Source organism: Bradyrhizobium genosp. SA-3 (assembly GCF_004212635.1).
Classification (GTDB): domain Bacteria; phylum Pseudomonadota; class Alphaproteobacteria; order Rhizobiales; family Xanthobacteraceae; genus Bradyrhizobium.
Window position 1 is genome coordinate 1 of sequence record NZ_PSRT01000070.1, and the last position, 26,172, is coordinate 26,172.

21 protein-coding genes and 2 pseudogenes are annotated in these 26,172 nt (G+C 64.8%); 16 read left to right on the top strand and 7 right to left on the bottom strand.

The window, feature by feature from the left end; all coding sequences use genetic code 11:
* The 5 genes from infB to pnp all read left to right on the top strand — a co-directional run.
* On the top strand, positions 1-2,022 hold a 2,022-nt coding region (gene infB, locus CWO91_RS23775; protein WP_130216786.1), incomplete at its 5' end, for a translation initiation factor IF-2.
* Positions 2,023-2,176: 154 nt separating this feature from the next.
* Positions 2,177-2,608: a 30S ribosome-binding factor RbfA gene (gene rbfA / locus CWO91_RS23780; protein ID WP_128930393.1), complete on the top strand. Its 432-nt coding sequence runs from the start codon at positions 2,177-2,179 to the stop codon at positions 2,606-2,608.
* Positions 2,605-3,723, top strand: coding sequence for a tRNA pseudouridine(55) synthase TruB (gene truB, locus CWO91_RS23785; protein WP_165405661.1), 1,119 nt, complete (start codon positions 2,605-2,607; stop codon positions 3,721-3,723). The genes rbfA and truB overlap by 4 nt, the downstream gene beginning before the upstream one ends.
* A gap of 2 nt (positions 3,724-3,725) precedes the next feature.
* Entirely contained in the window at positions 3,726-3,995 is a 270-nt protein-coding gene (gene rpsO / locus CWO91_RS23790; RefSeq protein ID WP_008540131.1) for a 30S ribosomal protein S15, read from the top strand.
* A 377-nt stretch (positions 3,996-4,372) separates the two neighbouring features.
* Positions 4,373-6,535 (top strand): polyribonucleotide nucleotidyltransferase, encoded by a 2,163-nt coding sequence (pnp, locus tag CWO91_RS23795; protein ID WP_130216788.1) that lies wholly within the window; start codon positions 4,373-4,375, stop codon positions 6,533-6,535.
* Between the two features lie 118 nt (positions 6,536-6,653).
* Here the strand turns inward: pnp and katG are convergent, their stop codons facing one another.
* Positions 6,654-8,819: a catalase/peroxidase HPI gene (katG, locus tag CWO91_RS23800; RefSeq protein WP_130216790.1), complete on the bottom strand. Its 2,166-nt coding sequence runs from the start codon at positions 8,817-8,819 to the stop codon at positions 6,654-6,656.
* 113 nt (positions 8,820-8,932) lie between these two features.
* Between katG and CWO91_RS23805 the strand changes: the two are divergent.
* The 3 genes and pseudogenes from CWO91_RS23805 to CWO91_RS23815 all read left to right on the top strand — a co-directional run bounded on the left by CWO91_RS23805 (position 8,933) and on the right by CWO91_RS23815 (position 10,923).
* Positions 8,933-9,858 (top strand): annotated as a pseudogene (locus CWO91_RS23805) (LysR substrate-binding domain-containing protein).
* Between the two features lie 7 nt (positions 9,859-9,865).
* Positions 9,866-10,330, top strand: coding sequence for a GNAT family N-acetyltransferase (locus CWO91_RS23810; protein ID WP_130216792.1), 465 nt, complete (start codon positions 9,866-9,868; stop codon positions 10,328-10,330).
* Positions 10,327-10,923: a glutathione S-transferase family protein gene (locus CWO91_RS23815; RefSeq protein WP_130216794.1), complete on the top strand. Its 597-nt coding sequence runs from the start codon at positions 10,327-10,329 to the stop codon at positions 10,921-10,923. Before CWO91_RS23810 ends, CWO91_RS23815 begins: the two co-directional genes overlap by 4 nt.
* A gap of 108 nt (positions 10,924-11,031) precedes the next feature.
* On the opposite strand, the gene fabI is transcribed toward CWO91_RS23815, so the two are convergent.
* From fabI to fabA, 3 genes are all read right to left on the bottom strand, one after another.
* On the bottom strand, positions 11,032-11,829 hold the full coding sequence (gene fabI / locus CWO91_RS23820; protein ID WP_130216795.1) for an enoyl-ACP reductase FabI: 798 nt from the start codon (positions 11,827-11,829) through the stop codon (positions 11,032-11,034).
* Between the two features lie 200 nt (positions 11,830-12,029).
* Positions 12,030-13,253: a beta-ketoacyl-ACP synthase I gene (gene fabB / locus CWO91_RS23825; RefSeq protein WP_128940693.1), complete on the bottom strand. Its 1,224-nt coding sequence runs from the start codon at positions 13,251-13,253 to the stop codon at positions 12,030-12,032.
* 39 nt (positions 13,254-13,292) lie between these two features.
* The gene (fabA, locus tag CWO91_RS23830) at positions 13,293-13,814 is read right to left on the bottom strand and encodes a 3-hydroxyacyl-[acyl-carrier-protein] dehydratase FabA (protein WP_130216797.1); all 522 of its coding nucleotides are present in this window, start codon (positions 13,812-13,814) and stop codon (positions 13,293-13,295) included.
* Between the two features lie 311 nt (positions 13,815-14,125).
* Between fabA and irrA the strand changes: the two genes are divergently transcribed.
* The gene (gene irrA / locus CWO91_RS23835; RefSeq protein ID WP_091882249.1) at positions 14,126-14,617 is read left to right on the top strand and encodes an iron response transcriptional regulator IrrA; all 492 of its coding nucleotides are present in this window, start codon (positions 14,126-14,128) and stop codon (positions 14,615-14,617) included.
* Positions 14,618-14,778: 161 nt separating this feature from the next.
* Here irrA and CWO91_RS23840 read toward each other — a convergent pair whose 3' ends face one another.
* The gene (locus CWO91_RS23840; RefSeq protein ID WP_130216799.1) at positions 14,779-15,309 is read right to left on the bottom strand and encodes an SH3 domain-containing protein; all 531 of its coding nucleotides are present in this window, start codon (positions 15,307-15,309) and stop codon (positions 14,779-14,781) included.
* Between the two features lie 331 nt (positions 15,310-15,640).
* Between CWO91_RS23840 and CWO91_RS23845 the strand changes: the two are divergent.
* Positions 15,641-16,641: pseudogene (locus CWO91_RS23845) on the top strand (2-hydroxyacid dehydrogenase).
* Between the two features lie 13 nt (positions 16,642-16,654).
* Here CWO91_RS23845 and CWO91_RS23850 read toward each other — a convergent pair.
* The gene (locus tag CWO91_RS23850; protein ID WP_091882261.1) at positions 16,655-17,458 is read right to left on the bottom strand and encodes a HesA/MoeB/ThiF family protein; all 804 of its coding nucleotides are present in this window, start codon (positions 17,456-17,458) and stop codon (positions 16,655-16,657) included.
* Positions 17,459-17,690: 232 nt separating this feature from the next.
* On the opposite strand from CWO91_RS23850, the gene CWO91_RS23855 reads away from it, so the two are divergent.
* On the top strand, positions 17,691-19,049 hold the full coding sequence (locus CWO91_RS23855; RefSeq protein WP_165405662.1) for a serine protease: 1,359 nt from the start codon (positions 17,691-17,693) through the stop codon (positions 19,047-19,049).
* Between the two features lie 367 nt (positions 19,050-19,416).
* Entirely contained in the window at positions 19,417-20,160 is a 744-nt protein-coding gene (locus CWO91_RS23860; protein ID WP_130216803.1) for a ParA family protein, read from the top strand.
* Between the two features lie 372 nt (positions 20,161-20,532).
* Here the strand turns inward: CWO91_RS23860 and mutM are convergent, their stop codons facing one another.
* Positions 20,533-21,438 (bottom strand): bifunctional DNA-formamidopyrimidine glycosylase/DNA-(apurinic or apyrimidinic site) lyase, encoded by a 906-nt coding sequence (gene mutM / locus CWO91_RS23865; RefSeq protein WP_130216805.1) that lies wholly within the window; start codon positions 21,436-21,438, stop codon positions 20,533-20,535.
* Between the two features lie 81 nt (positions 21,439-21,519).
* Here mutM and ubiE point away from each other — a divergent pair, with 81 nt between their 5' ends.
* From ubiE to dut, 4 genes are read left to right on the top strand one after another with little or no spacing between them, the layout of a single operon-like run.
* Complete coding sequence (gene ubiE / locus CWO91_RS23870; RefSeq protein WP_130216807.1) at positions 21,520-22,281, top strand: bifunctional demethylmenaquinone methyltransferase/2-methoxy-6-polyprenyl-1,4-benzoquinol methylase UbiE; 762 nt, start codon at positions 21,520-21,522, stop codon at positions 22,279-22,281.
* Positions 22,278-23,852 carry a 2-polyprenylphenol 6-hydroxylase gene (gene ubiB, locus CWO91_RS23875; RefSeq protein ID WP_130216809.1) on the top strand — a complete coding sequence of 525 codons (1,575 nt, stop codon included), beginning with the start codon at positions 22,278-22,280 and terminating at the stop codon, positions 23,850-23,852. Before ubiE ends, ubiB begins: the two co-directional genes overlap by 4 nt.
* A gap of 56 nt (positions 23,853-23,908) precedes the next feature.
* The gene (coaBC, locus tag CWO91_RS23880) at positions 23,909-25,360 is read left to right on the top strand and encodes a bifunctional phosphopantothenoylcysteine decarboxylase/phosphopantothenate--cysteine ligase CoaBC (RefSeq protein WP_130216811.1); all 1,452 of its coding nucleotides are present in this window, start codon (positions 23,909-23,911) and stop codon (positions 25,358-25,360) included.
* Positions 25,357-25,815, top strand: coding sequence for a dUTP diphosphatase (dut, locus tag CWO91_RS23885; protein WP_130216813.1), 459 nt, complete (start codon positions 25,357-25,359; stop codon positions 25,813-25,815). Before coaBC ends, dut begins: the two co-directional genes overlap by 4 nt.
* The last annotated feature ends 357 nt before the right edge of the window (positions 25,816-26,172 follow it).

Below are 26,172 nucleotides of genomic sequence, written 5' to 3' on the forward strand. Positions count from 1 at the left end.
GGCCGCGGCCCCGCAGTTGCGGCCGAGCCCGACGAGGAAGAGGCTCCGCGCCAGATCCGTCGCGGTCCCGGCGGCGCCATGCGTCCCGCGGCAGCCCCCAAGACCACGCACAAGCCCGGCCCGCAGAAGGAACGCGGCCGCCTCACCGTCGTCACCGCGCTCAACGCCGATGACGTGCGCGAGCGCTCGATCGCCTCGTTCCGCCGCCGCACCCAGCGCCTCAAGGGCCATGCCTCGAACGAGCCGAAGGAAAAGCTCGTCCGCGAGGTGACGATCCCGGAAGCGATCACCATCCAGGAACTCGCCAACCGCATGTCCGAGCGCGCGGTCGACGTCATCCGCATGCTGATGAAGCAGGGCGCGATGCACAAGATCACCGACGTGATCGACGCCGACACCGCGCAGCTGATCGCCGAAGAGCTCGGCCACACCGTCAAGCGCGTCGCCGCCTCGGACGTCGAAGAAGGCCTGTTCGACCAGGTCGACGATTCCACCGACACCGAGACGCGTTCGCCAGTCGTGACCGTGATGGGCCACGTCGACCACGGCAAGACCTCGCTGCTCGACGCGCTGCGCCATGCCAACGTGGTCTCCGGCGAAGCCGGCGGCATCACCCAGCATATCGGCGCCTATCAGGTGCTGTCGCCCGAGAGCGGCAAGAAGATCACCTTCATCGACACGCCCGGCCACGCTGCGTTCACCGCGATGCGCGCCCGCGGCGCCAAGGTCACCGACATCGTCGTGCTGGTGGTCGCGGCCGATGACGGCGTGATGCCGCAGACGGTCGAGGCCATCAATCACGCCAAGGCGGCAGGCGTGCCGATCATCGTTGCCATCAACAAGATCGACAAGCCCGACGCCAAGCCCGAGCGCGTCCGCACCGAGCTGCTCCAGCACGAGGTGCAGGTCGAATCCTTCGGCGGCGAAGTCGTCGACGTCGAAGTGTCCGCCAAGAACAAGACCAATCTCGACAAGCTGCTCGAGATGATCGCGCTGCAGGCCGAAATCCTCGACCTGAAGACCAATTCGGAGCGTCCGGCCGAAGGCACCGTGATCGAGGCCAAGCTCGATCGCGGCCGTGGTCCGGTCGCGACCGTGCTGGTCCAGCGCGGCACGCTCCGTGTCGGTGACATCATCGTCGCCGGCGCCGAGATGGGCCGCGTCCGCGCGCTGATCTCCGATCAAGGCGAGACGGTGCAGGAGGCCGGTCCCTCGGTGCCGGTCGAGGTGCTCGGCTTCAACGGTCCGCCGGAGGCCGGCGATCGTCTCGCCGTGGTCGAGAACGAAGCCCGCGCCCGCCAGATCACCAGCTACCGTGCGCACCAGAAGCGCGAGAACGCGGCGGCCTCGATCTCCGGCATGCGTGGCTCGCTCGAGCAGATGATGTCGCAATTGAAGACGGCGGGCCGCAAGGAATTCCCGCTGATCGTCAAGGCCGACGTGCAGGGCTCGCTGGAAGCGATCCTCGGCTCGCTGGAGAAGCTCGGCACCGACGAAGTCGCCGCCCGCATCCTGCATGCCGGCGTCGGCGGCATCTCGGAATCCGACGTGACGCTCGCTGAAGGCTTCAACGCCGCGATCATCGGCTTCTCGGTCCGTGCCAACAAGGAGGCCGCTTCGGCCGCCAAGCGCAACGGCATCGAGATCCGCTACTACAACATCATCTACGACCTCGTGGACGACGTGAAGAAGGCGATGAGCGGCCTGCTCGCGCCGACCCTGCGCGAAACCATGCTCGGCAATGCCGAGATCCTGGAGATCTTCAACATCTCCAAGGTCGGCAAGGTCGCCGGCTGCCGCGTCACCGACGGCACCGTGGAACGCGGCGCCAATGTGCGCCTGATCCGCGACAACGTCGTCGTGCACGAAGGCAAGCTGTCGACGCTCAAGCGCTTCAAGGACGAAGTGAAGGAAGTCCAGTCCGGCCAGGAATGCGGCATGGCCTTCGAGAACTATCACGACATGCGTGCCGGTGACGTCATCGAGTGTTATCGCGTGGAGACGATTCAGCGCTCCCTGTAAGTCCAAATCTTACCGAAGCGTTCGGATCTTTTTGAACTGAAATTGCGAGAGTGCGATGGCCGGATTTTTCCGGCCATCCACCTCTCTTCGTTTCAACAGGACAAATGACAATGCCCATGTCCCAAACACGGGCATGATGAGGTGATTTTCGAGAATGCCCCGCCACCATCAAAAGAAGAGTTCCGCAGCCGGAGGCTCGCAACGTCAGTTGCGCGTCGGCGAGCAGGTTCGCCATGCGATGGCCGAGATTCTGGCGCAAGGCAACGTGCATGATGCGGATCTCGAAGGTCACATCATCACCGTGCCGGAGGTGCGGATGTCGCCGGACCTGAAGCTCGCGACAATCTACGTGATGCCGCTCGGTGGCCGCGACACCGAGATCGTCATCGCTGCGCTCGAGCGCAACAAGAAATTCCTGCGCGGCGAAGTCGCGCGGCGCGTTAACCTGAAATTTGCACCTGACATTCGCTTCCGCGTCGACGAACGATTCGACGAAGCGGAACGGATCGAGAAGCTTTTGCGAACACCTGCGGTGCAGAAGGACTTGGAACAGGATCCGGATTCGGATCGGGAAGAAGAACGATGACGATGGACCCGGCTCACGACACGATCAGCGGCGAACAGGCCGATCAACGCGACGTGCAGACAAATAATTTTGCGGATCTGGGCAGCAATTCTCAATCGTACCAGGAGCAGCGCCGCGTCAATAACGACCCGCGCGCCAAGCAGCAGAAGGGCAACCAGCCGCGCCGCGACCGGCGCGACGTCCACGGCTGGGTCGTGCTCGACAAGCCGATCGGCATGACCTCGACGCAGGCCGTCGCCGTGCTCAAGCGCCTGTTCAACGCCAAGCGCGCGGGACACGCCGGCACACTGGACCCGCTCGCCTCGGGCGGCCTGCCGATTGCACTCGGCGAAGCCACCAAGACCGTCCCCTTCGTGATGGACGGCCGCAAGCGCTACCAGTTCACCGTGTGCTGGGGCGAGGAGCGCGACACCGACGACATCGAGGGCCGGGTCACCGCGACCTCCGACCAGCGCCCGACCCGGGAGGCCATCCTGGCCCTTTTGCCCCGCTTCACCGGGGTGATCGAGCAGATCCCGCCGCGCTATTCCGCGATCAAGGTCCAGGGCGAGCGCGCCTATGACCTCGCCCGCGACGGCGAGGTCGTGGAGTTGGCGCCCCGCCCCGTCGAGATTCACCAATTAACCCTTGTGGATCAACCGGATAACGACCGGGCCGTGTTCGAGGCGGAGTGCGGCAAGGGCACCTATGTGCGGGCGCTGGCCCGCGATATGGGCCGGATTCTCGGCACTTATGGCCATATCTGCGCGCTGCGGCGGACCCTGGTCGGCCCATTTGGCGAAAACGACATGATTCCGCTGGATCAGTTGGAGGCTTTGTGCCATAGAGCCGCGTCCGGCGAGGGCAGCCTCGCCGACGCGCTTTTGCCCGTTGAGACCGCGCTGGACGACATCCCGGCACTGGCCGTCACTCGGGCTGATGCGGCAAGGCTCCACCGGGGCCAAGCCGTTTTGTTGCGCGGACGGGATGCGCCCACTTGTAGCGGCACAGTCTATGTCACGGTGGCAGGCCGTCTTTTGGCGCTTGCCGAAGTTGGCAATGGCGAAATCATCCCCAAGCGTGTGTTCAACCTGACCGGCCTGACTGCCAGCCCCGGTCGCAACGAGAGAAATTGACGATGTCGATTGCCGCAGAACGCAAAGCGGAAGTCATCAAGACCAATGCCACCAAGGCCGGCGACACCGGCTCGCCCGAGGTTCAGGTCGCGATCCTGTCGGAACGCATCAATAACCTCACCAACCATTTCAAGACCCACGTGAAGGACAACCATTCGCGTCGCGGCCTCTTGAAGCTGGTCTCGACCCGCCGCTCGCTCCTCGACTACCTCAAGAAGAAGGACGAGGCGCGGTACAAGGCGCTGCTCGAGAAGCACAACATTCGTCGCTAAGAGTTCCTGCGCGCGCCACTGGCGCGCGTTTTCGCGCGTAGTTTCGAACGAAAGCGCTTCTTTAAAGGTTTTTGATCGAGGCTGCGTGCGCGTCGGATGCAAGCCGTTGACGGCGAGCATCCGGGGCATGATCGGCGAAGACCGCGGTTCGGTGTTCGCGTTCGTGCCGACTGACAGTCCAGCAGCAATCCGGCGGCTGGGCACAACGGGCAAGGCGCCCGTATGACCCGAAAGGATGGACGCCATCCGACATCCAAAAACCATGGCAGGATCGCAGGACGCTGATCACCCGCTCCGATCAGCGCCCCGCAATCTTGCGCATGGTTTTTGTTTTTCGAAGCGTCCCTTCTTTCGAGAACCCATGAAAGAAGACCTCTATGTTCAATAAGCATTCAGTCGAGATCGACTGGGGCGGACGCCCTCTCAAGCTCGAAACCGGCAAGATCGCCCGTCAGGCCGATGGTGCCGTCATCGCCACCTATGGCGAGACCGTGGTGCTTGCCACCGTCGTCGCGGCCAAGGCGCCGCGCGAAGGCGTCGACTTCCTGCCGCTGACTGTCGACTACCAGGAGAAGACCTACGCTGCGGGGCGCATTCCCGGCGGCTATTTCAAGCGCGAGGGCCGTCCGACCGAGAAGGAGACGCTGGTCTCCCGCCTGATCGACCGTCCGATTCGTCCGCTGTTCGTCGACGGTTGGCGCAACGAGACCCAGGTGATCGTCACCGTGCTCTCGCACGACATGGAAAACGATCCCGACATCGTGGCGATGGTCGCGGCTTCCGCCGCTCTGACGCTGTCCGGCGTGCCGTTCAAGGGCCCGATCGGCGCGGCCCGCGTCGGCTTTGCCAATGACGAATTCGTCCTCAACCCGACGCTCGACGAGATGGTCGATACCCAGCTCGACCTCGTCGTCGCCGGCACCGCCGACGCCGTGCTGATGGTGGAATCGGAAGCCAAGGAGCTCAACGAAGACGTGATGCTCGGCGCCGTGATGTTCGGTCACCGCCACTTCCAGCCGGTCATCAACGCGATCATCGAGCTCGCCGAGAAGGCTGCGAAGGAGCCGCGCGAAGTCACCGCGATCGACAATTCGGCGATCGAGAAGGAAATGCTCGGCCTGATCGAGCAGGAGCTGCGCGCCGCCTACGCGATCCCCGTGAAGCAAGAGCGCTATGCCGCCGTCGGCGTCGCCAAGGAAAAGGTGCTGGCCCACTACTTCCCGGAAGGGCAGGAGCCGAAATACGACAAGCTCCGCATCGCCGGCGTGTTCAAGGAGCTCGAGGCCAAGATCGTTCGCTGGAACATCCTCGACACCGGCAAGCGCATCGACGGCCGCGACGTCAAGACGGTGCGCAACATCGTCGCCGAAGTCGGCGTGCTGCCCCGCGCCCACGGCTCGGCGCTGTTCACCCGCGGCGAGACCCAGGCGATGGTCGTGACCACGCTCGGCACCGGTGAGGACGAGCAGTACATCGACGCGCTGTCGGGGACGTACAAGGAAACGTTCCTGCTGCACTACAATTTCCCGCCCTACTCGGTCGGCGAGACCGGCCGCCTCGGCGGCACCAAGCGCCGCGAGATCGGCCACGGCAAGCTCGCTTGGCGCGCGATCCACCCGGTGCTGCCGCCGCATCACGAGTTCCCCTACACCACGCGCGTGGTGTCGGAGATCACCGAATCCAACGGCTCCTCCTCGATGGCTTCGGTCTGCGGCGCCTCGCTGGCGCTGATGGATGCCGGCGTGCCGTTGAAGCGGCCGACCGCGGGCATCGCGATGGGCCTGATCCTCGAGGACAAGCGCTTTGCGGTTCTCTCGGACATTCTCGGTGACGAGGACCATCTCGGCGACATGGACTTCAAGGTCGCCGGTACCGAGCAGGGCATCACCTCGCTCCAGATGGACATCAAGATCGAGGGCATCACCGAAGAGATCATGCGCGTCGCCCTTGGCCAGGCCAAGGAAGGCCGCATCCACATCCTCGGCGAGATGGCGAAGGCCCTGACCGCGGCCCGCGCCGAGCTCGGCGAATACGCGCCGCGTATCGAGACCTTCAAGATCCCGACCGATAAGATCCGCGAAGTGATCGGCACCGGCGGCAAGGTGATCCGCGAGATCGTCGAGAAGACCGGCGCCAAGGTCAACATCGAGGACGACGGCACCGTGAAGGTCGCCTCCAGCGACGGCGAGGCGATGAAGGCGGCGATCAAGTGGATCAAGTCGATCGCGTCCGAGCCGGAAGTCGGCCAGATCTATGACGGCACCGTCGTCAAGGTGATGGAGTTCGGCGCCTTCGTGAACTTCTTCGGCTCCAAGGACGGCCTCGTCCACATCAGCCAGCTCGCGGCCAGCCGCGTGCAGAAGACCTCCGACGTCGTCAAGGAAGGCGACAAGGTCAAGGTCAAGCTGCTCGGCTTCGACGACCGCGGCAAGACCCGCCTGTCGATGAAGGTGGTCGACCAGACCACCGGCGAGGACCTCGAGGCCAAGGACAAGGCCGCCGAGGGCGAGAAGGCCCCGCGCGAAGCAGCCGGCGAGTAAGTCCCGCTACACGGTCAAAAGCACGAAGGGCGGCCGAAAGGCCGCCCTTTTTGTTTTATTGCTTCGATCGATCAGCGCACTGCTCTTCACCTCTCCCTATGGGAGAGGTGAATCAGCCTCACGCCGCGAGATCGAACCGATCGAGGTTCATCACCTTGGTCCAGGCCTTGGCGAAGTCCTTCACGAACTTCTCCTTGGAGTCCGAGGTGGCATAGACCTCGGCGAAGGCGCGGAGCTGCGAGTGCGAGCCGAAGATCAAGTCGGAGCGCGTGCCGGTCCACTTCACCGCGTTGGTCTTGCGGTCGCGGGCCTCATAGGTGCCGTCGGCAACCGGCGCCCATTGCGTGCTCATGTCGAGCAGGTTGACGAAGAAGTCGTTGCTCAGCGTTCCCACCTTCGCGGTGAGGACACCATGCTTCGAACCGTTCGCATTGGCGCCGAGCACACGCAGGCCGCCGACCAGCACGGTCAGCTCGGGCCCGGTGAGCTTCAACAGCTGCGCGCGATCGACGAGCGCCTCTTCGGGCATCATGAACTGATGCTTCTTGCCGATGTAGTTGCGGAAACCATCGGCCCGCGGCTCCAGCGGGGCGAAGGAGGCCGCATCCGTCTGCTCCTGCGAGGCGTCCATCCGACCCGGCGCGAAGGCGACCTTGACGTCGACGCCGGCATCCTTGGCGGCCTTCTCGACCGCAGCGGTGCCGCCGAGCACGATCAGGTCCGCAAGCGAGACCTTTTTCGCGCCTGAGGACGCGTTGAAGTCCTTCTGGATCGCTTCGAGCTTGCCGAGAACCTTGGCGAGCTGAGCCGGCTGGTTCACCTCCCAGTCCTTCTGGGGCGCGAGGCGAATGCGTGCGCCGTTGGCGCCGCCACGCTTGTCCGAGCCGCGGAACGTCGAGGCCGACGCCCAGGCGGTCGAGACGAGCTCCGACACCGACAGACCCGAGGCCAGGATCTTGGTCTTCAGCGAAGCAATGTCCTGCTCGCCGACCAGCTCGTGATTCACGGCCGGAATCGGATCCTGCCAGATCAGCGTCTCCTTCGGCACCAGCGGGCCCAAGTAACGCACGAGCGGGCCCATATCGCGATGGGTGAGCTTGAACCAGGCGCGGGCGAAGGCGTCCGCCAACTGATCGGGATGCTCGAGGAAGCGCCGCGAGATCTTCTCATAGGCCGGATCGAAGCGGAGCGAGAGATCCGTCGTCAGCATGGTCGGCACATGCTTCTTGGACTTGTCGAAGGCATCGGGAATAATGGCCTCGGCGTTCTTGGCCTTCCACTGCTGCGCACCCGACGGAGCCTTCGTCAGCTCCCATTCGTACTTGAACAGGTTCTCGAAGAAGGAGTTGCTCCACTTGGTGGGCGTCTGCGACCAGGTGACTTCCGGGCCGCCGGTGATCGCATCGGCGCCGACGCCGGTGCCGTGCTTGCTTTTCCAGCCGAGGCCCTGATCTTCCAGCGCGCCCGCTTCCGGTTCCGGACCGACCAGCGACGGATCGCCCGCACCGTGGGCCTTGCCGAAAGTGTGGCCGCCGGCGATCAGTGCGACGGTTTCCTCGTCGTTCATCGCCATGCGGAAGAAGGTCTCGCGGATGTCCTTGGCCGCCGCGATCGGATCCGGCTTGCCGTTCGGGCCTTCCGGATTGACGTAGATGAGGCCCATCTGCACCGCGCCGAGCGGCTCGGCGAGCTGGCGCTCACCGCTGTAGCGCTCATCGCCGAGCCAAGTCCCCTCAGGACCCCAATAGAGCTCTTCCGGCTCCCAGACGTCGGCGCGGCCACCCGCAAAACCAAACGTCTTGAAGCCCATCGATTCCAGCGCGACGTTGCCGGCCAGCACCATCAAATCGGCCCAAGAGATCTTGCGGCCGTATTTCTGCTTGATCGGCCAGAGCAGACGGCGTGCCTTGTCGAGGTTGGCGTTATCGGGCCAGCTGTTGAGCGGCGCGAAGCGCTGCTGACCGGCGCCGGCGCCACCACGGCCATCGGTGATGCGGTAAGTGCCCGCGCTGTGCCAGGCCATGCGGATCATCAGGCCGCCGTAATGACCGAAGTCGGCCGGCCACCATTCCTGCGAATCCGTCATCAGGGCGGTCAGGTCCTTGATAACGGCGTTCAGATCGAGCGACTTGAACTCCTTGGCATAGTCGAATTCTTTGCCCATCGGATCGGACAGGTCGGAATTCTTGTGCAGCATCTCGATGCTGAGCTGGGTTGGCCACCAGTCGCGGTTCACGCGCGTGGGTTTTCCGCCCGTAAACGGGCACTTCGAAGTGTCATCCATGATTACCTCCTCTGGTGGCGTCCGACGGCGCCTTTGACCAGGTAGAACCACTCTAAGCACCGCCTCCTATCAGGGGAAGTTGACTTTAATGATCGCTGCGATAGGATTTTCTGATGATAAACCTGACGCTGCGCCAGCTCCGCTATTTCGATGCGCTGGCGCGCCACGGTCATTTCGGCGCGCGGCCGAGGCCTGCTCGATCTCACAGCCGGCCTTGTCGATGCAGATCAAGGAGTTGGAAGAGACCCTCGGCGGCCTGCTGCTGGAGCGCAGCGCGCGGCAGGTCGCGCTGACCCGGTTCGGCGAGGAACTCGCGCAACGCGTCCGCGACATTTTGCGCTCGGTCGATGAGCTCGGCGATTTCGCCCGAGCATCACAGGACCGCTTCGCCGGCCGCCTGCGCATTGGCATGATTCCGACCATCGCGCCCTATCTCTTGCCCAAGATCACCAAAAACCTCACGCGCATGCATCCGGAGCTCGACATCCGCGTGCGTGAGACCATGACGCCACGGCTGATCCAGGAGCTGATCGAGGGCCGGCTCGACACCGCCATCGTCGCGCTGCCGGTATCCGAGCCCTCGCTCACCGAGGTCGCGCTGTTCGACGAGAAATTCCTGCTGGTGCGGCCGGGCGCGGACGAGGGCACTCCGGTGCCGTCGCGCGAGATGATGCGCGAGTTGCGGTTGTTGCTGCTCGAAGAGGGACATTGTTTCCGCGATCAGGCGCTGTCCTTCTGCAATATGCAATCGGCGCCGCCGCGCGAGATGCTGGATGCCAACTCGCTCTCGACGTTGGTCCAAATGGTCAGTGCCGGCATCGGCGTCACCTTGATCCCGGAGATGGCGGTGCCGGTGGAGACGCGATCGGCTTCGGTCTCGCTGGCGCGCTTCCGCGACCCCGAGCCCTCCCGCACCATCGGCATGGTCTGGCGTAAGACCAGCCCGCTGGCGCGACAGCTGCTGCAAATCTCCGAGGTGGTGTGCCTGTCGGCCGGCAAGGCGCGCCCGCGTCAGGCTGCGCGCAGTCAGCGGGCTTGAGCGCCGGATGCCGCATCTGATCATCCGCCCCGCCCGCGCCGACGAATATGACGAGGTCGGCCGCATCTGGATGGAGAGCTGGGTCTCGACCGGCCTCGCTGAGGCCAGCGACTTCCTGCTGGCCAACCTGCGTGCGCGCATCCGGCGCGAGATCGAGAACGGCTGGAGCCTGTTCGTCGCCGACGACAACGGCACGATCGCCGCCATGCTGGCGCTGCATCTGCCGAAGCGCTATCTCGACATGCTTTTCGTCGCGCCCGCCTATCAGGGGCAATCGCTCGGACGGCAATTGCTCGCCTTCACGCGCACGCAACTGCCCGACGAAATGCACCTGCGCTGCGTGCGCGAGAACGAGAAGGCCTGGCGCTGGTACGAGCGCGAGGGATTTGTATTCGAGAAGGAAGAGGTCGAACCGTCGAACGGCTTCATGATGAAGTACTATCGATGGAAGAACAACGGAAATGCCCCATGATCAAGCTCTATTGGTCACCCCGCTCGCGCTCGTTCACGACGCTCTGGCTGATGGAGGAGAGCGGCCTGCCCTATGAGCGCGTGCTGACCGACATCTCGACCGGTGCGCAGAAGGCGCCGGACTATTTGAAGATCAACCCGATGGGCAAAGTGCCGGCGCTGACCGATGGCGACGCCGCGCTCGGCGAGGCCGCTGCGATCTGTGCCTACATTGGCGATCGCTATCCCGAGACCAAGCTCGCTCCCGCTGTGACCGATCCGCGCCGCGCGCGCTATCTGCAATGGCTGTTCTTCTCGCCGGGCTGCATCGAGCCCGCCATCATCCAGATTTACACCAAGATCGAGATCCCGGCCTCAACCGCGGCCTGGGGCAGCGCGACACAGGTCTTCGACGTGCTGGAAGCCGCGCTCGAGAAGGGGCCGTGGATTTTGGGCAACGATTTTTCCGCTGCCGACATCACCATCGGCTCCGGCCTGAACTTCGCGGTGCGCCTGTTCAAGATGGTGCCGTCGCGCCCGGCGTTCGATGCCTATCTCGCGCGCTGCATGGCACGGCCGGCATTCCAGCGCGCCGAGAAGATCGCGGCGGGGTAAACGAGCTCTCGTAGGGTGGGCAAAGCGTAAGCGTGCCCACCATCTGTTTCGAATTGTCGAGAGATGGTGGGCACGTCGCTTGCGCTCCTTTGCCCACCCTACGGCGTCCTATTCCGTCTTCAAATCGTCAGGTCTCGGCATCAGGATGATGTTGTAGCCGGAATCGACGTAGTGGATCTCGCCGGTCACGCCGCCGGAGAGGTCCGACAGCAGATACAGCGCCGAGCCGCCGAGCTCGTCGAGCGTGACGCCGCGGCGCAGCGGCGCATGCTTCTGCATGAATGCGAACATCGCCCGCGCCTCGCCGATGCCGGAGCCGGCCAGTGTCCGGATGGGGCCTGCGGAGATCGCGTTGACGCGGATGCCGCGCGGTCCGAAATCCGCGGCGAGATAGCGCACGGAGGCTTCCAGCGCCGCCTTGGCCACGCCCATCACGTTGTAATTCGGCATCGCACGCTCCGAGGCGCCGAAGGTCAGCGTGATCATGCTGCCGCCCTCCGTCATCAACTCGGCGGCGCGTTTTGCGACCTCCGTGAAGGAGAAGCAGGAGATCACCATGGTGCGCGAGAAATTCTCGCGGCTGGTGTCAGCGTAGCGGCCCTTCAGCTCGTTCTTGTCGGCGAAGCCGATCGCGTGGATCACGAAATCGAGCTGGCCCCACTTGTCGCGGAGCGCAGCGAAGGTCGCATCGACGCTGGCGATATCCTCGACGTCGCACGGCAGCACCAGATCGACGCCGAGCTGCTCCGCCAGCGGCTTGACGCGCTTGCCCAGGGCCTCGCCCTGGAAGGTGAAGGCGAGCTCGGCGCCGTGGGCATGCAGCGTCTTCGCCATGCCCCAGGCGATCGAATGATCATTGGCGATGCCCATGATCAGACCGCGCTTGCCTTTCATCAAACCTTCCATCTCACGATCACCTTCCGCTTTCGTCATGCCCGGGCATAGCCGTCTGAAGGACGGCGTCGCTTCGCTCGCCTATGTCCCGGGCATCCACGCCCTTCGAAACCTGAGGCCAAGACGTGGATGGCCGGGACATCATGCGCGAAGACGCGCTTCGCGCTTTTGCCCTGCCATGACGAGAAATCAACGGTGCGCCAACAACGCCGTCACGCATCCAGCCGGCTGAACACCAGCGTGGCGTTGGTGCCGCCGAAGCCGAAGGAGTTCGACAGCACGGTGCCGATCTTGACGTTGTCGATGCGCTTGCGCACGATCGGCATGTCCGCGAACACGGGATCGAGCTCCTGGATGTGCGCGCTCTCGCAGATGAAGCCGTTGTTCATCATCAGCAGCGAATAGATCGCCTCCTGCACGCCGGTGGCGCCCAGCGAGTGGCCGGTCAGCGCCTTGGTCGCCGAGATCGGCGGGCACTTCTCGCCAACGCCGAAAACTCTGCGGATCGCATCGATCTCCGGCGGATCGCCGGCTGGCGTCGAGGTCGCGTGCGGATTGATGTAATCGACCTTGGTCTTCACCGTCGACATCGCCATGCGCATGCAGCGCTCGGCGCCTTCGCCCGATGGTGCGACCATGTCGTAACCGTCCGAGGTCGCGCCATAACCGACGATCTCGCCATAGATGCGCGCGCCGCGCGCCTTTGCATGCTCGAGCTCTTCCAGCACCAGCACGCCGGCGCCGCCGGCGATGACGAAGCCGTCGCGATTGACGTCGTAGGGACGCGAGGCCGTGGCGGGCGTGTCATTGTACTTCGAGGACATCGCGCCCATGGCGTCGAATAGCACCGACAGCGACCAGTCCAGCTCTTCGCAGCCGCCGGCGAAGATGACATCCTGCTTGCCGATCTGGATCGTCTCATAGGCGTTGCCGACGCAATGGTTCGACGTCGCGCAGGCCGAGGAGATCGAATAGTTCACGCCCTTGATCTTGAACCAGGTCGCAAGCGTCGCGGAGGCCGTGGACGACATCGCCTTCGGCACGGCAAACGGTCCGACGCGCTTCGGTCCCTTGCTGCGGGTGATGTCGGCGGATTCGACGATGGTGCGCGCCGAGGGGCCGCCGGAGCCCATGATGATGCCGGTTCGGATGTTGGAGACTTCGTCAGGCGACAGACCGGAATCCTGGATCGCCTGCTCCATCGCGACGTGATTCCACGCCGCGCCCTGACCGAGGAAACGCATGGCACGGCGGTCGACCACCGTCGCAGGATCGAGCGTCGGCTCGCCTTGCACCTGCGAACGGAAGCCGAGCTCGGCATATTTCTCAGCCCGCGAAATGCCCGACTTCGCCTCGTGCAGGCTCGCAAGCACTTCCTGGGTGTTGTTTCCGATCGACGAGACGATGCCCATCCCGGTGACCACAACCCGCCTCATGACAGCCTCGCCTAAATCGTTGCCTTCTTGGTGATGCGCTCAGCCCAGGCTCGTGCCCTGCTTGAACAGGCCGACCTTCAGGTCCTTGGCGCGATAAATAATCTGGTCATCGACCGAAAGCCACCCGTCGGCGATACCGAGCACGAGCTTTGCCCGCATCACGCGTTTGATATCGACGTTGTACACAACCTTGCGGGCCTCGGTCAGCACCTGGCCGCCGAACTTCAACTCGCTGAGGCCGAGCGCGCGGCCGCGACCTTCGCCACCGCTCCAGCCGAGATAGAAGCCGACCATCTGCCACAGCGCATCAAGACCGAGGCAGCCGGGCATCACCGGATCGTTCTTGAAGTGGCAGCCGAAGAACCAGAGGTCGGGCTTCACGTCGAGCTCGGCGCGCACCAGGCCCTTGCCGAACTCCCCGCCATTGTCGCTAATTTCCGTGATGCGGTCGAACATCAGCATCGGCGGCAGCGGCAACTGGGCATTGCCCGGGCCGAACATCTCGCCGCGGGCACACGCCAGCAGATCTTCGTATTCGTAACCGTTGCGCCTGTTCAGCATGCATGAGCCTCTGTTCTAATCCCGATTGAGCGACGTTTTTTGGCGAAAATGGGCCCCGTCTCGGTCGAAGTCCCGATGGACTGCGGACGGGCCGCCATGCCTGGCTGCGCCAAAATCGGCTAAGCGGAACCGCGCGCTCTCTAACACAGGCATTTCGGGTCGCAAAGCGCGTCCATGAAGGTAAAATGACCGCCTCCCTCGCCCGGTTCCAAGTCTGATTAGAACCTCTCTAGTTGCGAGAAACTTGCATCTGCATCTTTCTGTTCTTATATTGCAGGGAGATATTGTTCACGCGTGCCCGAAATCTGGAAATGAGCGAGAATACCGCGCCCCATCACGACGACGACGTCCATTCCGCGGCCCTCTTGTCCGGCCGCCAGCCGGCCCTGACCGGCTGCCCGTGGCACGACGTCAACGAAATGCTCCAGTCCGCGGGGCTCCGCCCGACGCGCCAGCGCATGGCGCTCGGCTGGCTCTTATTCGGCAAGGGTGCGCGCCACCTCACGGCTGAAATGCTCTATGAGGAAGCGACGCTGGCCAAGGTTCCGGTATCGCTGGCGACCGTCTACAACACGCTGAACCAGCTCACCGATGCCGGCCTGCTGCGCCAGGTCAGCGTCGACGGCACCAAGACCTATTTCGACACCAACGTCACCACGCACCACCACTACTACCTCGAGAACAGCCATGAGCTGGTCGATATCGAGGATCCGCATCTGGCGCTGTCCAAGATGCCCGAGGTGCCCGAGGGTTACGAGATCTCGCGCATCGACATGGTCGTGCGCCTGCGCAAGAAGCGCTGAGATCGCGCTCCAGTGTCGTCCCGGCCTAGCGCGCAATTGCGCGCGGGGGGCCGGGACCCATAACCACAAATCTGAGTTGTTTTTAAAGGCGTCGACCCGCGTGCCTTATCGAGGAATCACGCGGTATGGGTCCCGGCCTTCGCCGGGACGACAATGACGCGTCAGTTCACCTGCTCGTCCGAGTAGACGCCCCAGAGGCGCTCCTGCTGGATCCAGCCGTCAAAACCGTTGCCGGTGACGTGGCACCAGTTTGCGGTGCACTTCCTCACCTGCGTGACGACGCCGACCTGGAGCTTGGCTGCAACCGCGCTATCGGGATCGGGACGGTCGTAGATCGGCGCGAGGTCGTCCTTGTGCTTCATGGTGACGACCGCGGTGCGGCGACCCGACAGCAGCGAGTGATAGACCCAGCCCTCGGCGCCTTCGGAATCGCGCACCCGGCGCCAGTTCTCGAATTCAGCGGTGATTTCGACCGGCAGGCCGGCGCGGGTATAGACCCAGGCCACGTCATTGTCCTTGGTCGGGCCGCCGCGAACGTTGACGTGATCCGACTTGAGGCTGACATAGCGCGGCACCGGCAGCCCGCTGGCGGTCTGGGGGGTGTTGTCCTTCGCCGAATGCGAGGGGCTGACCGAGGCGCTCAACCAGGTACAAACGAGCGCCATCACCGTACAAAAACGCCCCAACGCCATCAAACCCGTCTCCTGTCGAAGACCCGCCCGAGCCGGGTCCTCACCCCAAAATCCAAAACCGTGCCGCATCAGCCCCAGTCCCGCCCCACGCGGGTGTTCCCCAAAGCAGGTCCGCAAGCCCTGGTTCTTGTCTTGGCTCGGCCTTCTGCTAGAGAGGACGGACGCTTGAACAACCAGTTTGCCCCGATTTTCCGGCCGGAAATATCGGGAGAGCTTGAAGGAAACGCCGGGGACGACACGGCAAGGGCAGTGTCGAACAACCGGGTTAATGAGGCCTCAACGGCCGGCCTTTGGTGACAGAGGCGGCCTGCGACGCTTCATGAGGCAGGACATGTCGGTGAAGAAAAAGCCCCTCGTCGTGGTGACGCGCAAGCTGCCGGATTCGATCGAGACGCGGATGCGCGAGCTGTTCGACGCACGGATCAATCTCGACGACACGCCGATGGCGGCCGAGCAGATCGCGGAAGCCGCGCGCACCGCCGACGTGCTGGTTCCGACCGTGACCGACCACATCAGCGCCGATGTCGTCAATCAGCCAGACTGCAAGCTCCGCCTGATCGCCAATTTCGGCAACGGCGTCGACAATATCGACGTCGAGGCCGCGCACGCCCGCGGCATCACCGTCACCAACACGCCAAAAGTTCTGACCGAAGACACCGCCGACATGACGATGGCGCTGATCCTCGCGGTGCCGCGCCGGATGATCGAAGGCGCCTCGATCCTGACCGAAGGAAAACCCTGGCCGGGCTGGTCGCCGACCTGGATGCTCGGCCATCGCATCGGCGGCAAACGGCTCGGCATCATCGGCATGGGCCGCATCGGCCAGGCGGTGGCGCGCCGCGCCCGCGCCTTCGGCCTGCAGATCCACTATCACAACCGCCGCCCCGTCGCGCCGAAGATCGCCGAAGAGCTGGGCGCGACCTATTGGGAAAGCCTCGACCAGATGCTGGCGCGGATGGACATCATCTCGGTGAACTGTCCGCACACGCCGGCGACCTATCATTGCTCTCGGCGAGGCGGCTGAAGCTGATCCGGAAGGACGCCTACATCGTCAACACCGCGCGCGGCGAAGTGACTGACGAGGACACGCTGATCAAGCTGATCGAAGGCGGCGAGATCGGCGGCGCCGGCCTCGACGTCTATGAGCACGAGCCCGCGGTCAATCCAAAACTGGTGCGGCTCGCAAAGGCCGGCAAGGTCACGCTGCTGCCGCACATGGGCTCGGCCACGATCGAGGGCCGTGTCGAGATGGGCGAGAAGGTGATCATCAACATCCGCACCTTCCTCGACGCCCACAAGCCGCCGGATCGCGTGCTGCCGAGCATGCTCTGATCGCGTGCGGCGATCAGGTGCGGTGGGCGCTGAGGTCGGTGACGACGGGCCCATCGCCGTTGAGCGGATTGGCCGGATCTCGCCCGTAGCGCAGCGTCTCGAAGCGCATCGCGCGCGCATCGATCATCAGGAGGCGGCCGATGAGGCCGTCGCCAAAGCCGACGATCTCGCGGATCGCCTCCAGCGCCATCATCGAGCCGAGCACGCCCGCGAGAGCCCCCATGACGCCGGCCTCGGCGCAGGCCGGCACCGTGCCGGGCGGCGGCGCCTCCGGAAACAGGCAGCGATAGGTCGGATTGAATTCGCCCTGCTCGTTCTTCTCATGTGCGCGGATGGTGGTGAGCGAGCCGTCGAAGGTGCCGAGCGCCGCCGTGATCAGCGGCCGCTTCGCGAAGAAGCAGGCGTCCGAGACCAGATAGCGCGTCGAGAAATTGTCCGAGCCGTCGAGCACGAGGTCGTAATCGCCGATCAGGCTGAGCGCATTGTCGGCGTTGAGCCAGGTGGCATGGCCGACGAAACGGACATGCGGATTGAGCGCCGCAATCCGCTCGGCGGCGCTTTCGACCTTGTGCCGTCCGATATCGGGCGTCGTATGGATCACCTGGCGCTGCAGGTTGGACAGCGACACCACGTCGTCATCGACAACGCCGAGCGTGCCGACGCCGGCGGCGGCCAGATACATCAAAGCGGGCGCGCCGAGCCCGCCGGCGCCGATCACCAGCACAGAGGCCCGCTTCAGCGCAGCCTGGCCGGGACCGCCGACATCGCGCAGCACGATATGGCGGGCATAGCGTTCGAGTTCGTCCGGGCTCAGCATCGTCCTTCGTTCCTCTCACCCTCATGGTGCAGAGGCGCAAAGCGCCGTCTCGAACCATGAAAGGCCCCGATCTCGCCCGTGGCCATCCTTCGAGACGCGGCCTTGAGGCCGCTCCTCAGGATGAGGACTTGAGTTCGTGGCCTCTATCGCCACCTGAACCACCCCATCATTGGTCGCGACCAAGGAGATGTGCTTCAATGACATGGCGTTCAATGGGCTGGCTGGATTTGTCATGAGATCGATGCTTGCGGCAACACTGATGTTTGCGGCTGCCACAGGCGCGAACGCCCAGATGACGGCGCCTCAGGCCTCCGGCACCAAGCCGAAGACGGTCCAGACCGTGCCGATCCAGCCTCCCAGGATGCAGACTCCGTCGGCCACAGTGGATGCCATGGCAAGAGCTGAGCGGCTGGCGCTCCAGTCCGACCTCGCCTGGGTCGGCCAGTATAACGGCGCCATCACCGGCGACGTCAGCGAGCGCATGGTCAACGCCATCAAGGAGTACCAGAAGGCCAAGGGCAGCAAGCCGACCGGCGTGCTCAATCCGCAGGAGCGCGCCGCACTTGCCGAGACGGCACGAAAGAAACAGGAGAGCGTCGGCTGGAAGATCGTGACGGAGCCGACCAGCGGCGCCCGGCTCGGCATCCCCGGCAAGCTGGTTCCGCAGCAGGCGAGCGACGCCAACGGCTCGAAATGGACCTCGCCGACCGGCACGGTTCAGGTGCTGCTCAGCCGCCGCAAAGAGGCGAACCCGACCTCGGCAAAGCTCGCCGATTTGGAGAAGGAGCCGTCCGGGCGCAAGGTCGATTACACCGTGGTGAAGCCCGACTTCTTCGTGCTGTCGGGATTGCAGGGTCTGAAGAAGTTTTATGTCCGCGGCACCTTCAAAGGCGACGAGGTCCGCACCATGACGATCCTCTACGACCAGGCGACCGAGAACACGGTCGAGCCGGTCGTGATCGCGATGTCGAGCGCGTTCAATGCATTTCCGTCGGGACCGCAAGCCGGGCCGCCGCCGCGCAAGACCGTTGAATACGGCACCGGCATCGTCGTCAGCGACGATGGTGCGATCGTCACCGACCGCCTCGTCACCGATGGCTGTCTCGCGATCACGATCGCCGGCTATGGCAGCGCCGACCGTCTCGCCGAGGACAAGGAGCACGATCTCGCGCTCCTGCACATTTACGGCGCGCGCGGCCTGAAGCCGCTCAGCCTCGTCGGCGGTACGGCAAAGACGAGTGTCGATGTCGTCGGTATCGCCGATCCGCAGAGCCAGGGCGGCGCGGCCGGCGTGTCGAGCCTCAAGTCCGCGCTGGCGCCGGTGACGAGCAGCGATTTCGCGCTGTCGCCTCCGCCGGCGGTCGGCTTCTCCGGCACCCCGGCCATCGACGCCGACGGCAAGTTCGCGGGCGTCGCGCTGCTGAAGCCGGCGATGGTCGCGGGCCCCGCGACATCAGTGCCGGCGTCACAGGCGGTGATGGTCGCCGCGGAGAGGGTGCGCGATTTCCTCAAGGCGAATGGTGTCGCGGCGAACGGCACCTCGACGGACGCAAAAGCCGCCGTCGTCCGCGTGATCTGCGTGCGGAAGTAGCGCGCTGCAAACGTCTCCATCCTCGTGTCCCGGACTCGCTGCAGCGCTTGCGCTGCTGCGCTGAGCCGGGACCCACGCTTCCTCAAATTCCGTCCAGATGATTTTCTGGGCCCCGGCTCTGCAGCGCATCGCTTTGCGCTGCGCTTTGTCCGGGGCACGACGGTGAAACAGTACGACTACGGATCCGGTAATGGTACGGATTCGCTGGCATTCGCTATTCCGCCATCATCGTTACCGTTGATTCGGACCTCCGCGATCCCCTTTGGATCGGGCCGGCACGTCCTGAGCGAGAAGAGCTCTGCATCGAGATCGATGCACGTTCGCGTGGCGTATTCCTGACCCAAGCATTCCAAAGGATTGATCTTCAATGCACACGATCGTACTGGCTACCCAAAAGGGTGGCAGCGGCAAGAGCACGCTTGCCATTGGCCTCGCGCTCGCCGCCAAGCAGGCCGGCTTCACCGTCCGCCTGATCGAGACCGACCCGCAGGGCACCCTGTCCAGCTGGCAGCGCCGCCGCACCACGGATGATCTCGTCGTCGAGCCGATCTATCACGCCGCCGACATCGCGCCGCGCCTGAAAATGCTGTCCGATAGCGGTCTTCAACTCGCGGTCGTCGACACCGCGGCCGGTCTCAGTGCCGCCACCACCGCTGCGATCCGCCATTCCGATCTCTGCCTGATCCCGGCCCGCCCGAGCGTCGCCGACATCGAGGCGACCGCTTCGACGCTCAGCGTCGCGCGCGCCTGGAAGCGGCCCTTTGCCTTCGTGCTGAACCAGACGCCGATCCGCGGCCAGCGCATCGACAATGCCGCCAACACCCTCGCCGAGGAAGCCGCGCTCGATCTCGCCGAGGTGCTCGCGCGTCCGCTGATCGTGATGCGCAACGATCACCAGGACTCACTCGCGAACGGTCTCGCGGTCAGCGAATTCGCGCCGAGCGGCAAATCGGCGGACGAGATCCGCGGCCTCTGGCAGTGGATCGAGACCCGGCTCGAACTCTCCGCCACAACCCATCTGCTGACCGACCAGATGATGTCGGCTGCGGACGGCATGCTGCATGTCACCGCCGAGCTTTCGGCGGACGAGACCAAGACACTGGCGTCCTGAGCGGGGCGATCGCTCGGACGGCAGCGGGCTCTTCACTATCCGGTTGAAGAGCCCAAGCGACGAAGCAATCCGGCCACCAGCCCGGCCGGGTTGCTTCGCTTCGCGTTTTTTTGGGAAGCTCCATCCATCCGTCATTGCGAGGAGCCCTTGCGACGAAGCAATCCAGGCTATGTCCTCGGAAAGATTCTGGATTCGGGCTCTCGGCACCAGACAGCAGCCGACCTCGCTGTCGGCAGCTCCCCATCCTCCGACTCCGATCCCGTTACATCAAGCGCGGGTCCGCCATCGGCCGGTGCCAAACTCGCAATGACGCTTGTGGTGAACTGGTCGCCCTCGTCGGGACTCAACGCCGTTGGGCCGCTCGCCTGATCCTCACTTCTGACATTTCGGACACCAAAAGGTCGAACGGCCGTTCTGCGTAAACCGCTTGATCGTGCCGCCGCAGCGCGGCGTCGTGCATTTCTCGCCTTCGCGGTCGTAGACCTTGAACGAGTGCTGGAAATAGCCGAGCTCGCCCGAGGTCTGGCGGTGATCGCGCAGTGACGATCCGCCGGCCTTGATGGCGTCGTTCAGCACGGTGTGGATCGCGCCGACCAATCGCTTGGCATGATCCGTCGGCTCGCCCCCGGCAACGCCCTTGCGTTGTCCGGCCTTGGTCGACAACGTCGCGGCGATCCGGCGCGGCGACAGATGCGAGCGGTGCAGCGCCTCGCAGACATAGATGTTGCCGAGCCCCGCCACCACGCGCTGATCGAGCAGCGCCGCCTTCAGGCTCGTGGTCTTGCCGGCGCAGGACCGCGCCAGCATCGCGGCATCGAACTCGTTGCCGAGCGGCTCGGGACCGAGCCCGCGCAGTAGCGGCTCGTCTTCGAGCGCAGCGCGCGCGATCACTTTCATGTAACCGAAGCGGCGCGGGTCGTTGAAGACGATGTCGGCGCCCGAGGACATCCGAAACAGCACGTGGTCATGCGCTGAGTCCTTGCCGCGGAGATAGTGAAACGCGCCGGGCGCGGCATCGTTGTCCGGCTTGATGACGCGGAACGAGCCCGACATGCCCAGATGCATCAGGAGCACGTCGCCGGAGGCGAGATCGGCCATGAGATATTTTGCGCGGCGGCCGAGCCCGGTGACGACCTGCCCCTTGAGCCGCGCCACGAAGTCCGGCTGGAACGGAAAGCGCAAATCCGGCCGCCGGGCCTCCGCGTTGAGGATTTTCGCCCCCTCCATGACGGGCTGAAGGCCGCGGCGGACAGTCTCGACTTCGGGCAATTCAGGCATGGTCGGGCATTCACCTTATGAGGGCGGTGTGATAGCGCCATTGCGGCGGGCGCGCTATGGTCCGCCTCGTGGAGTAGAGTAATGGATCGGCCGGGCGAAACCACGCATTTTGGCTTCAGGGACGTCCCCTTGGGGGACAAGCAGACGCTGGTGAACGATGTGTTTCACAGCGTGGCCTCGCGCTATGATTTGATGAACGACCTGATGTCCGGTGGCCTGCACCGGGTCTGGAAGGACATCATGATCAACGCGCTCGACCCGCCGAGGAGCGACCGGCCGTTCGCGCTGCTCGACGTCGCCGGCGGCACCGGTGACATCTCGTTCCGCGCCGCCAAGGCGGCAGGCTCTGGCTTCCATGCCACCGTCTGCGACATCAACACCGACATGCTGGCCGTGGGCCGCGAGCGCGCCATGAAGCGGCATCTCGAGACCCGGGTCGATTTCGTCGAGGGCAATGCCGAAACGCTCGCCTTCGCCGATCGCAGCTTCGATGCCTATACGATCGCTTTCGGCATCCGCAACGTGCCGCAGATCGACCTTGCGCTACGCGAGGCCTATCGCGTGCTCAAGCCCGGCAGCCGCTTCCTGTGCCTGGAATTCTCGACCGTCGAGATGCCGGGCCTTGATCGCCTTTACAATCTGTTCTCGTTCAAGGTGATCCCGCCGCTTGGCCGCATGGTCACGGGCGACGCCGAGTCCTACCAGTACCTGGTCGAGTCGATCCGCAAGTTTCCAAAGCCAGGCGTCTTCGCCGACATGATTCGCGACGCCGGCTTTTCCCGCGTCAGCTGGCAGACACTCAGCGGCGGCATCGTCGCACTGCATTCAGGCTGGCGTTTGTGATCTCTGCCATTAGCCACATTGCGCGCCTGATCCGCGCCGCGTTCGTGTTCGCGCGTGAAGGCGTGTTCGGCTCGGTCGATCGGAGCCTGGTGCCGCCGCCGGGACAGCTCGCGCTGAAGCTGGCGCGGCTCGTCGAGCGGCGCGGCGTCAAGCACGGTCCGCGGATATCGCGCGCCCTCACCCGAATGGGCCCGGCCTATCTCAAGCTCGGGCAGTTCCTGGCAACGCGCCCCGATGTCGTCGGCGTCATCATGGCGCGCGACCTCGAAAGCCTCCAGGATCGCCTGCCGCCGTTTTCGCAAGCCGAAGCGGAGGCTGCGATCACGACGTCGCTGGAACGGCCCCTGACAGATGTGTTTGCGAGCTTCGGCCCGCCGGTCGCTGCCGCCTCGATCGCGCAGGTGCATCGCGGCGAGATCTTGCGCGACGGCATCCGCAAGCCGGTCGCGATCAAGGTGCTCCGGCCCAACGTCGCCGCACGTTTCCGCCGCGACCTCTCCGACTTCTTCTTTGTCGCGCACAAGGCCGAAGCCTATTCTTCCGAGGCGCGGCGCCTGCGCCTCATCGAAGTCATCAACACCATGTCGCGCTCGGTCGCGATGGAGATGGATCTGCGGCTGGAGGCCGCCGCGCTGTCAGAGATGGCGGAGAACACGCGCGACGACCCTGACTTCCGCGTGCCGACCGTCGACTGGGATCGCACCACGCACAACGTGCTGACGATGGAGTGGATCGACGGCATCGCGCTGAACGATCACAAGCGTCTTGCAGAGGCGCAGGTCGACCTGCCCGATCTCGGCCGCAAGGTGATCCAGAGCTTTTTGCGGCACGCGCTGCGCGACGGCTTCTTCCACGCCGACATGCATCCGGGCAATCTGTTCCTGGATGATACTGGCCGTCTCGTCGCGGTCGATTTCGGCATCATGGGCCGCCTCGGCATGAAGGAGCGGCGCTTCCTCGCCGAGATCCTGCTCGGCTTCATCACCCGCGACTACCGCCGCGTCGCCGAGGTGCATTTCGAGGCGGGCTACGTGCCCGCGCATCATTCGGTGGAGAATTTCGCGCAAGCGATCCGCGCCATCGGCGAGCCGATCCACAACCGCACCGCCGAGGAGATCTCGATGGCGCGGCTGCTGACGCTGCTGCTCGAGGTCACCGGCCTGTTCGACATGAGGACGCGGCCCGAGCTGATCCTGCTTCAAAAGACCATGGTTGTGGTAGAGGGCGTGGCGCGCGGCTTCGATCCCAAGCTCGACATCTGGAAGGTTGCCGACCCCGTGGTGCGCGAATGGATCGAGCGCAATCTCGGGCCGATCGGCCGGGTCCAGGGCGCGCTGGCGGGGACCGGAGACATCGCGCGCGTGCTGATGCGCCTGCCCGAGATCGCCGAGCGGTCGGTGAAGGTGCTGGAGCAGCTCGAGACTATGACGCGGGAGGGCATAGGGCTGTCGCCGGAGAGCATCGCGGCCATGGGCCGCAGCGAGGGCCGCAAGAACCGCTGGCGCACGGTGGCGCTCTGGATCATCGCCGCGACGTTCATCGGCATCCTGATCGCCGTTCGAAATCTATGATTGCACTGCAATCATACGAATGATAGCATCGCTATCATTCCGTGCTGGAGGGCGTCATGGCAAGCCTGACCATCCGCAAGCTCGACGACGCCGTCAAAACCTATCTGCGGCTGCGCTCGGCCAAGAACCACAGGTCGGTCGAGGAAGAGGTCCGGGTCATCCTGCGGGAGCTGATCGAGGGCCGCGAGGAGCCGCTGACGCCGTTTGCGGTGCCGCCTGCGGCAGCCTCAGGTCCGGCACCCCAACGGACCAGCGCCGTTCCCGAGGCCAGCGTCACCCTGATCATCGGCGGCGGCATCGCGGCCTACAAGTCGCTCGACCTGATCCGAAGGCTGAAGGAGCGCCGGATCGAGGTGCGCTGCGTGCTGACCAAGGCGGCGCAGCAATTCGTCACGCCGCTGGCCGTGAGCGCGCTGTCACATGAGCGCGTCTACACCGACCTGTTCGACCCCCAGAGCGAGTTCGATGCCGGCCATATCAGGCTCGCGCGCGACTGCGATCTGATCGTGGTGGCGCCGGCGACCGCCGACCTCCTGGCCAAGATGGCGAACGGCCATGCCGACGATCTCGCCAGCGCCATCCTGCTCGCGACCAATCGCAAGGTGCTGCTGGCGCCGGCGATGAACCCGCTGATGTGGAACAACGCGGCGACGCGCCGCAACGTCGCGCAGCTCCAGCGCGACGGCGCGGTGCTGATCGGGCCCAATTCCGGCGAGATGGCCGAGGCCGGGGAAGCCGGAACCGGCCGCATGTCCGAAGCGATCGAGATCGCCAATGTCGCCGAGCGGCTGCTGCGGCCGCCGGTGCCGCGCCCGCTCGCCGGCAAGCGCGTGCTGATCACCGCAGGTCCCACGCACGAGCCGATCGATCCGGTGCGCTACATCGCCAACCGCTCTTCCGGCAAGCAGGGCTTTGCCATTGCCGCCGCCGCGCAGGCCGCGGGCGCGGAGGTGATCCTGGTCAGCGGCCCGGTCGATCTCAGCGATCCGCAGGGCGTCACGGTGAAGCATGTGGAATCGGCGCGGCAGATGCTGGAGCAGGTGCAGGCCGCGCTTCCCGCCGACATCGCGATCTTCGCCGCCGCGGTCGCCGACTGGCGCGTCGCCAACGAGGGTGAGCAGAAGCTGAAGAAGACGTCGGCCGGCATGCCACCGCTTCAGCTGGTCGAAAACCCCGACATCCTCGCCACCATCTCCAAGCTGACCGACAAGCGGCCGCCGCTGGTGATCGGCTTTGCCGCCGAGACCGAGCATCTCATCGACAACGCCAAGTCAAAGCTCGCCCGCAAGGGCTGCGACTGGATCGTCGCCAACGACGTCTCACCCGCGACCGGCGTGATGGGCGGCGACCGCAACACCGTGCACCTGATCAGTCGCAAGAACGGTGAGAAGAGCGGCGAGATCGCAGTTGATTCCTGGCCGGCGATGACCAAGGAACAGGTCGCCATCGAACTGGTCGCGCATGTCGCAAGGAGCGTGGCCGACAAATCCCGGGAGCCGGCATCTTGAGCACCAAAGTCACGGTCGAACTGCAACGCCTCGCGCATGCCGATGGCCTGCCGCTGCCCACCTATCAGACCGCCGAGGCCGCAGGCCTCGATCTGACGGCTGCGGTTCCGGACAGCGAGCCGTTGACGCTCGCGCCCGGCCAATACGCGCTGGTGCCGACCGGCCTCGCGATCGCCTTGCCGCCGGGCCATGAGGCGCAGGTGCGGCCGCGCTCGGGGCTTGCCGCCAAGCACGGCGTCACCGTGCTGAACTCGCCGGGCACGATCGACGCGGACTATCGCGGCGAGATCAAGGTGATCCTGATCAACCACGGCCAAACCCCCTTCGTGATCAAGCGCGGCGAGCGCATCGCCCAGATGGTGATCGCGCCCGTGGTGCAGGCCGCGCTGGTTCCCGTGGCCACCTTGTCGACGACCGATCGCGGCGCCGGCGGCTTCGGCTCGACCGGCCGCTAGCCGAACTGAGTGTTGGTTACGCCTCCCCCGCTTGCTTGCGGGAGAGGTCGGCGCGTAGCGCCGGGTGAGGGTTTTCGCCTCTTGGGGTTCTCGATCGCGGAGACACCCTCTCCCCAACCCTCCCCCGCAAGCGAGGGAGGGAGTGCACCTGCATCGCGGCAAGCAGATCCCCACGCTAACGCAACGGCATCTCCAGCCGAATCACCCGAAGAACTACGTGCGTTGGAACACCGCGCCCGGCATTTTTGGGGGGGGCGCCTTTGCGTTCACGATCTGGACTCTTACCGGCGGAGTCGCGGTGAGGGTATTGTCTTTTGATTCGCGCGCGACGGGGGTCGCCGCGCGCAAATCCGTGCG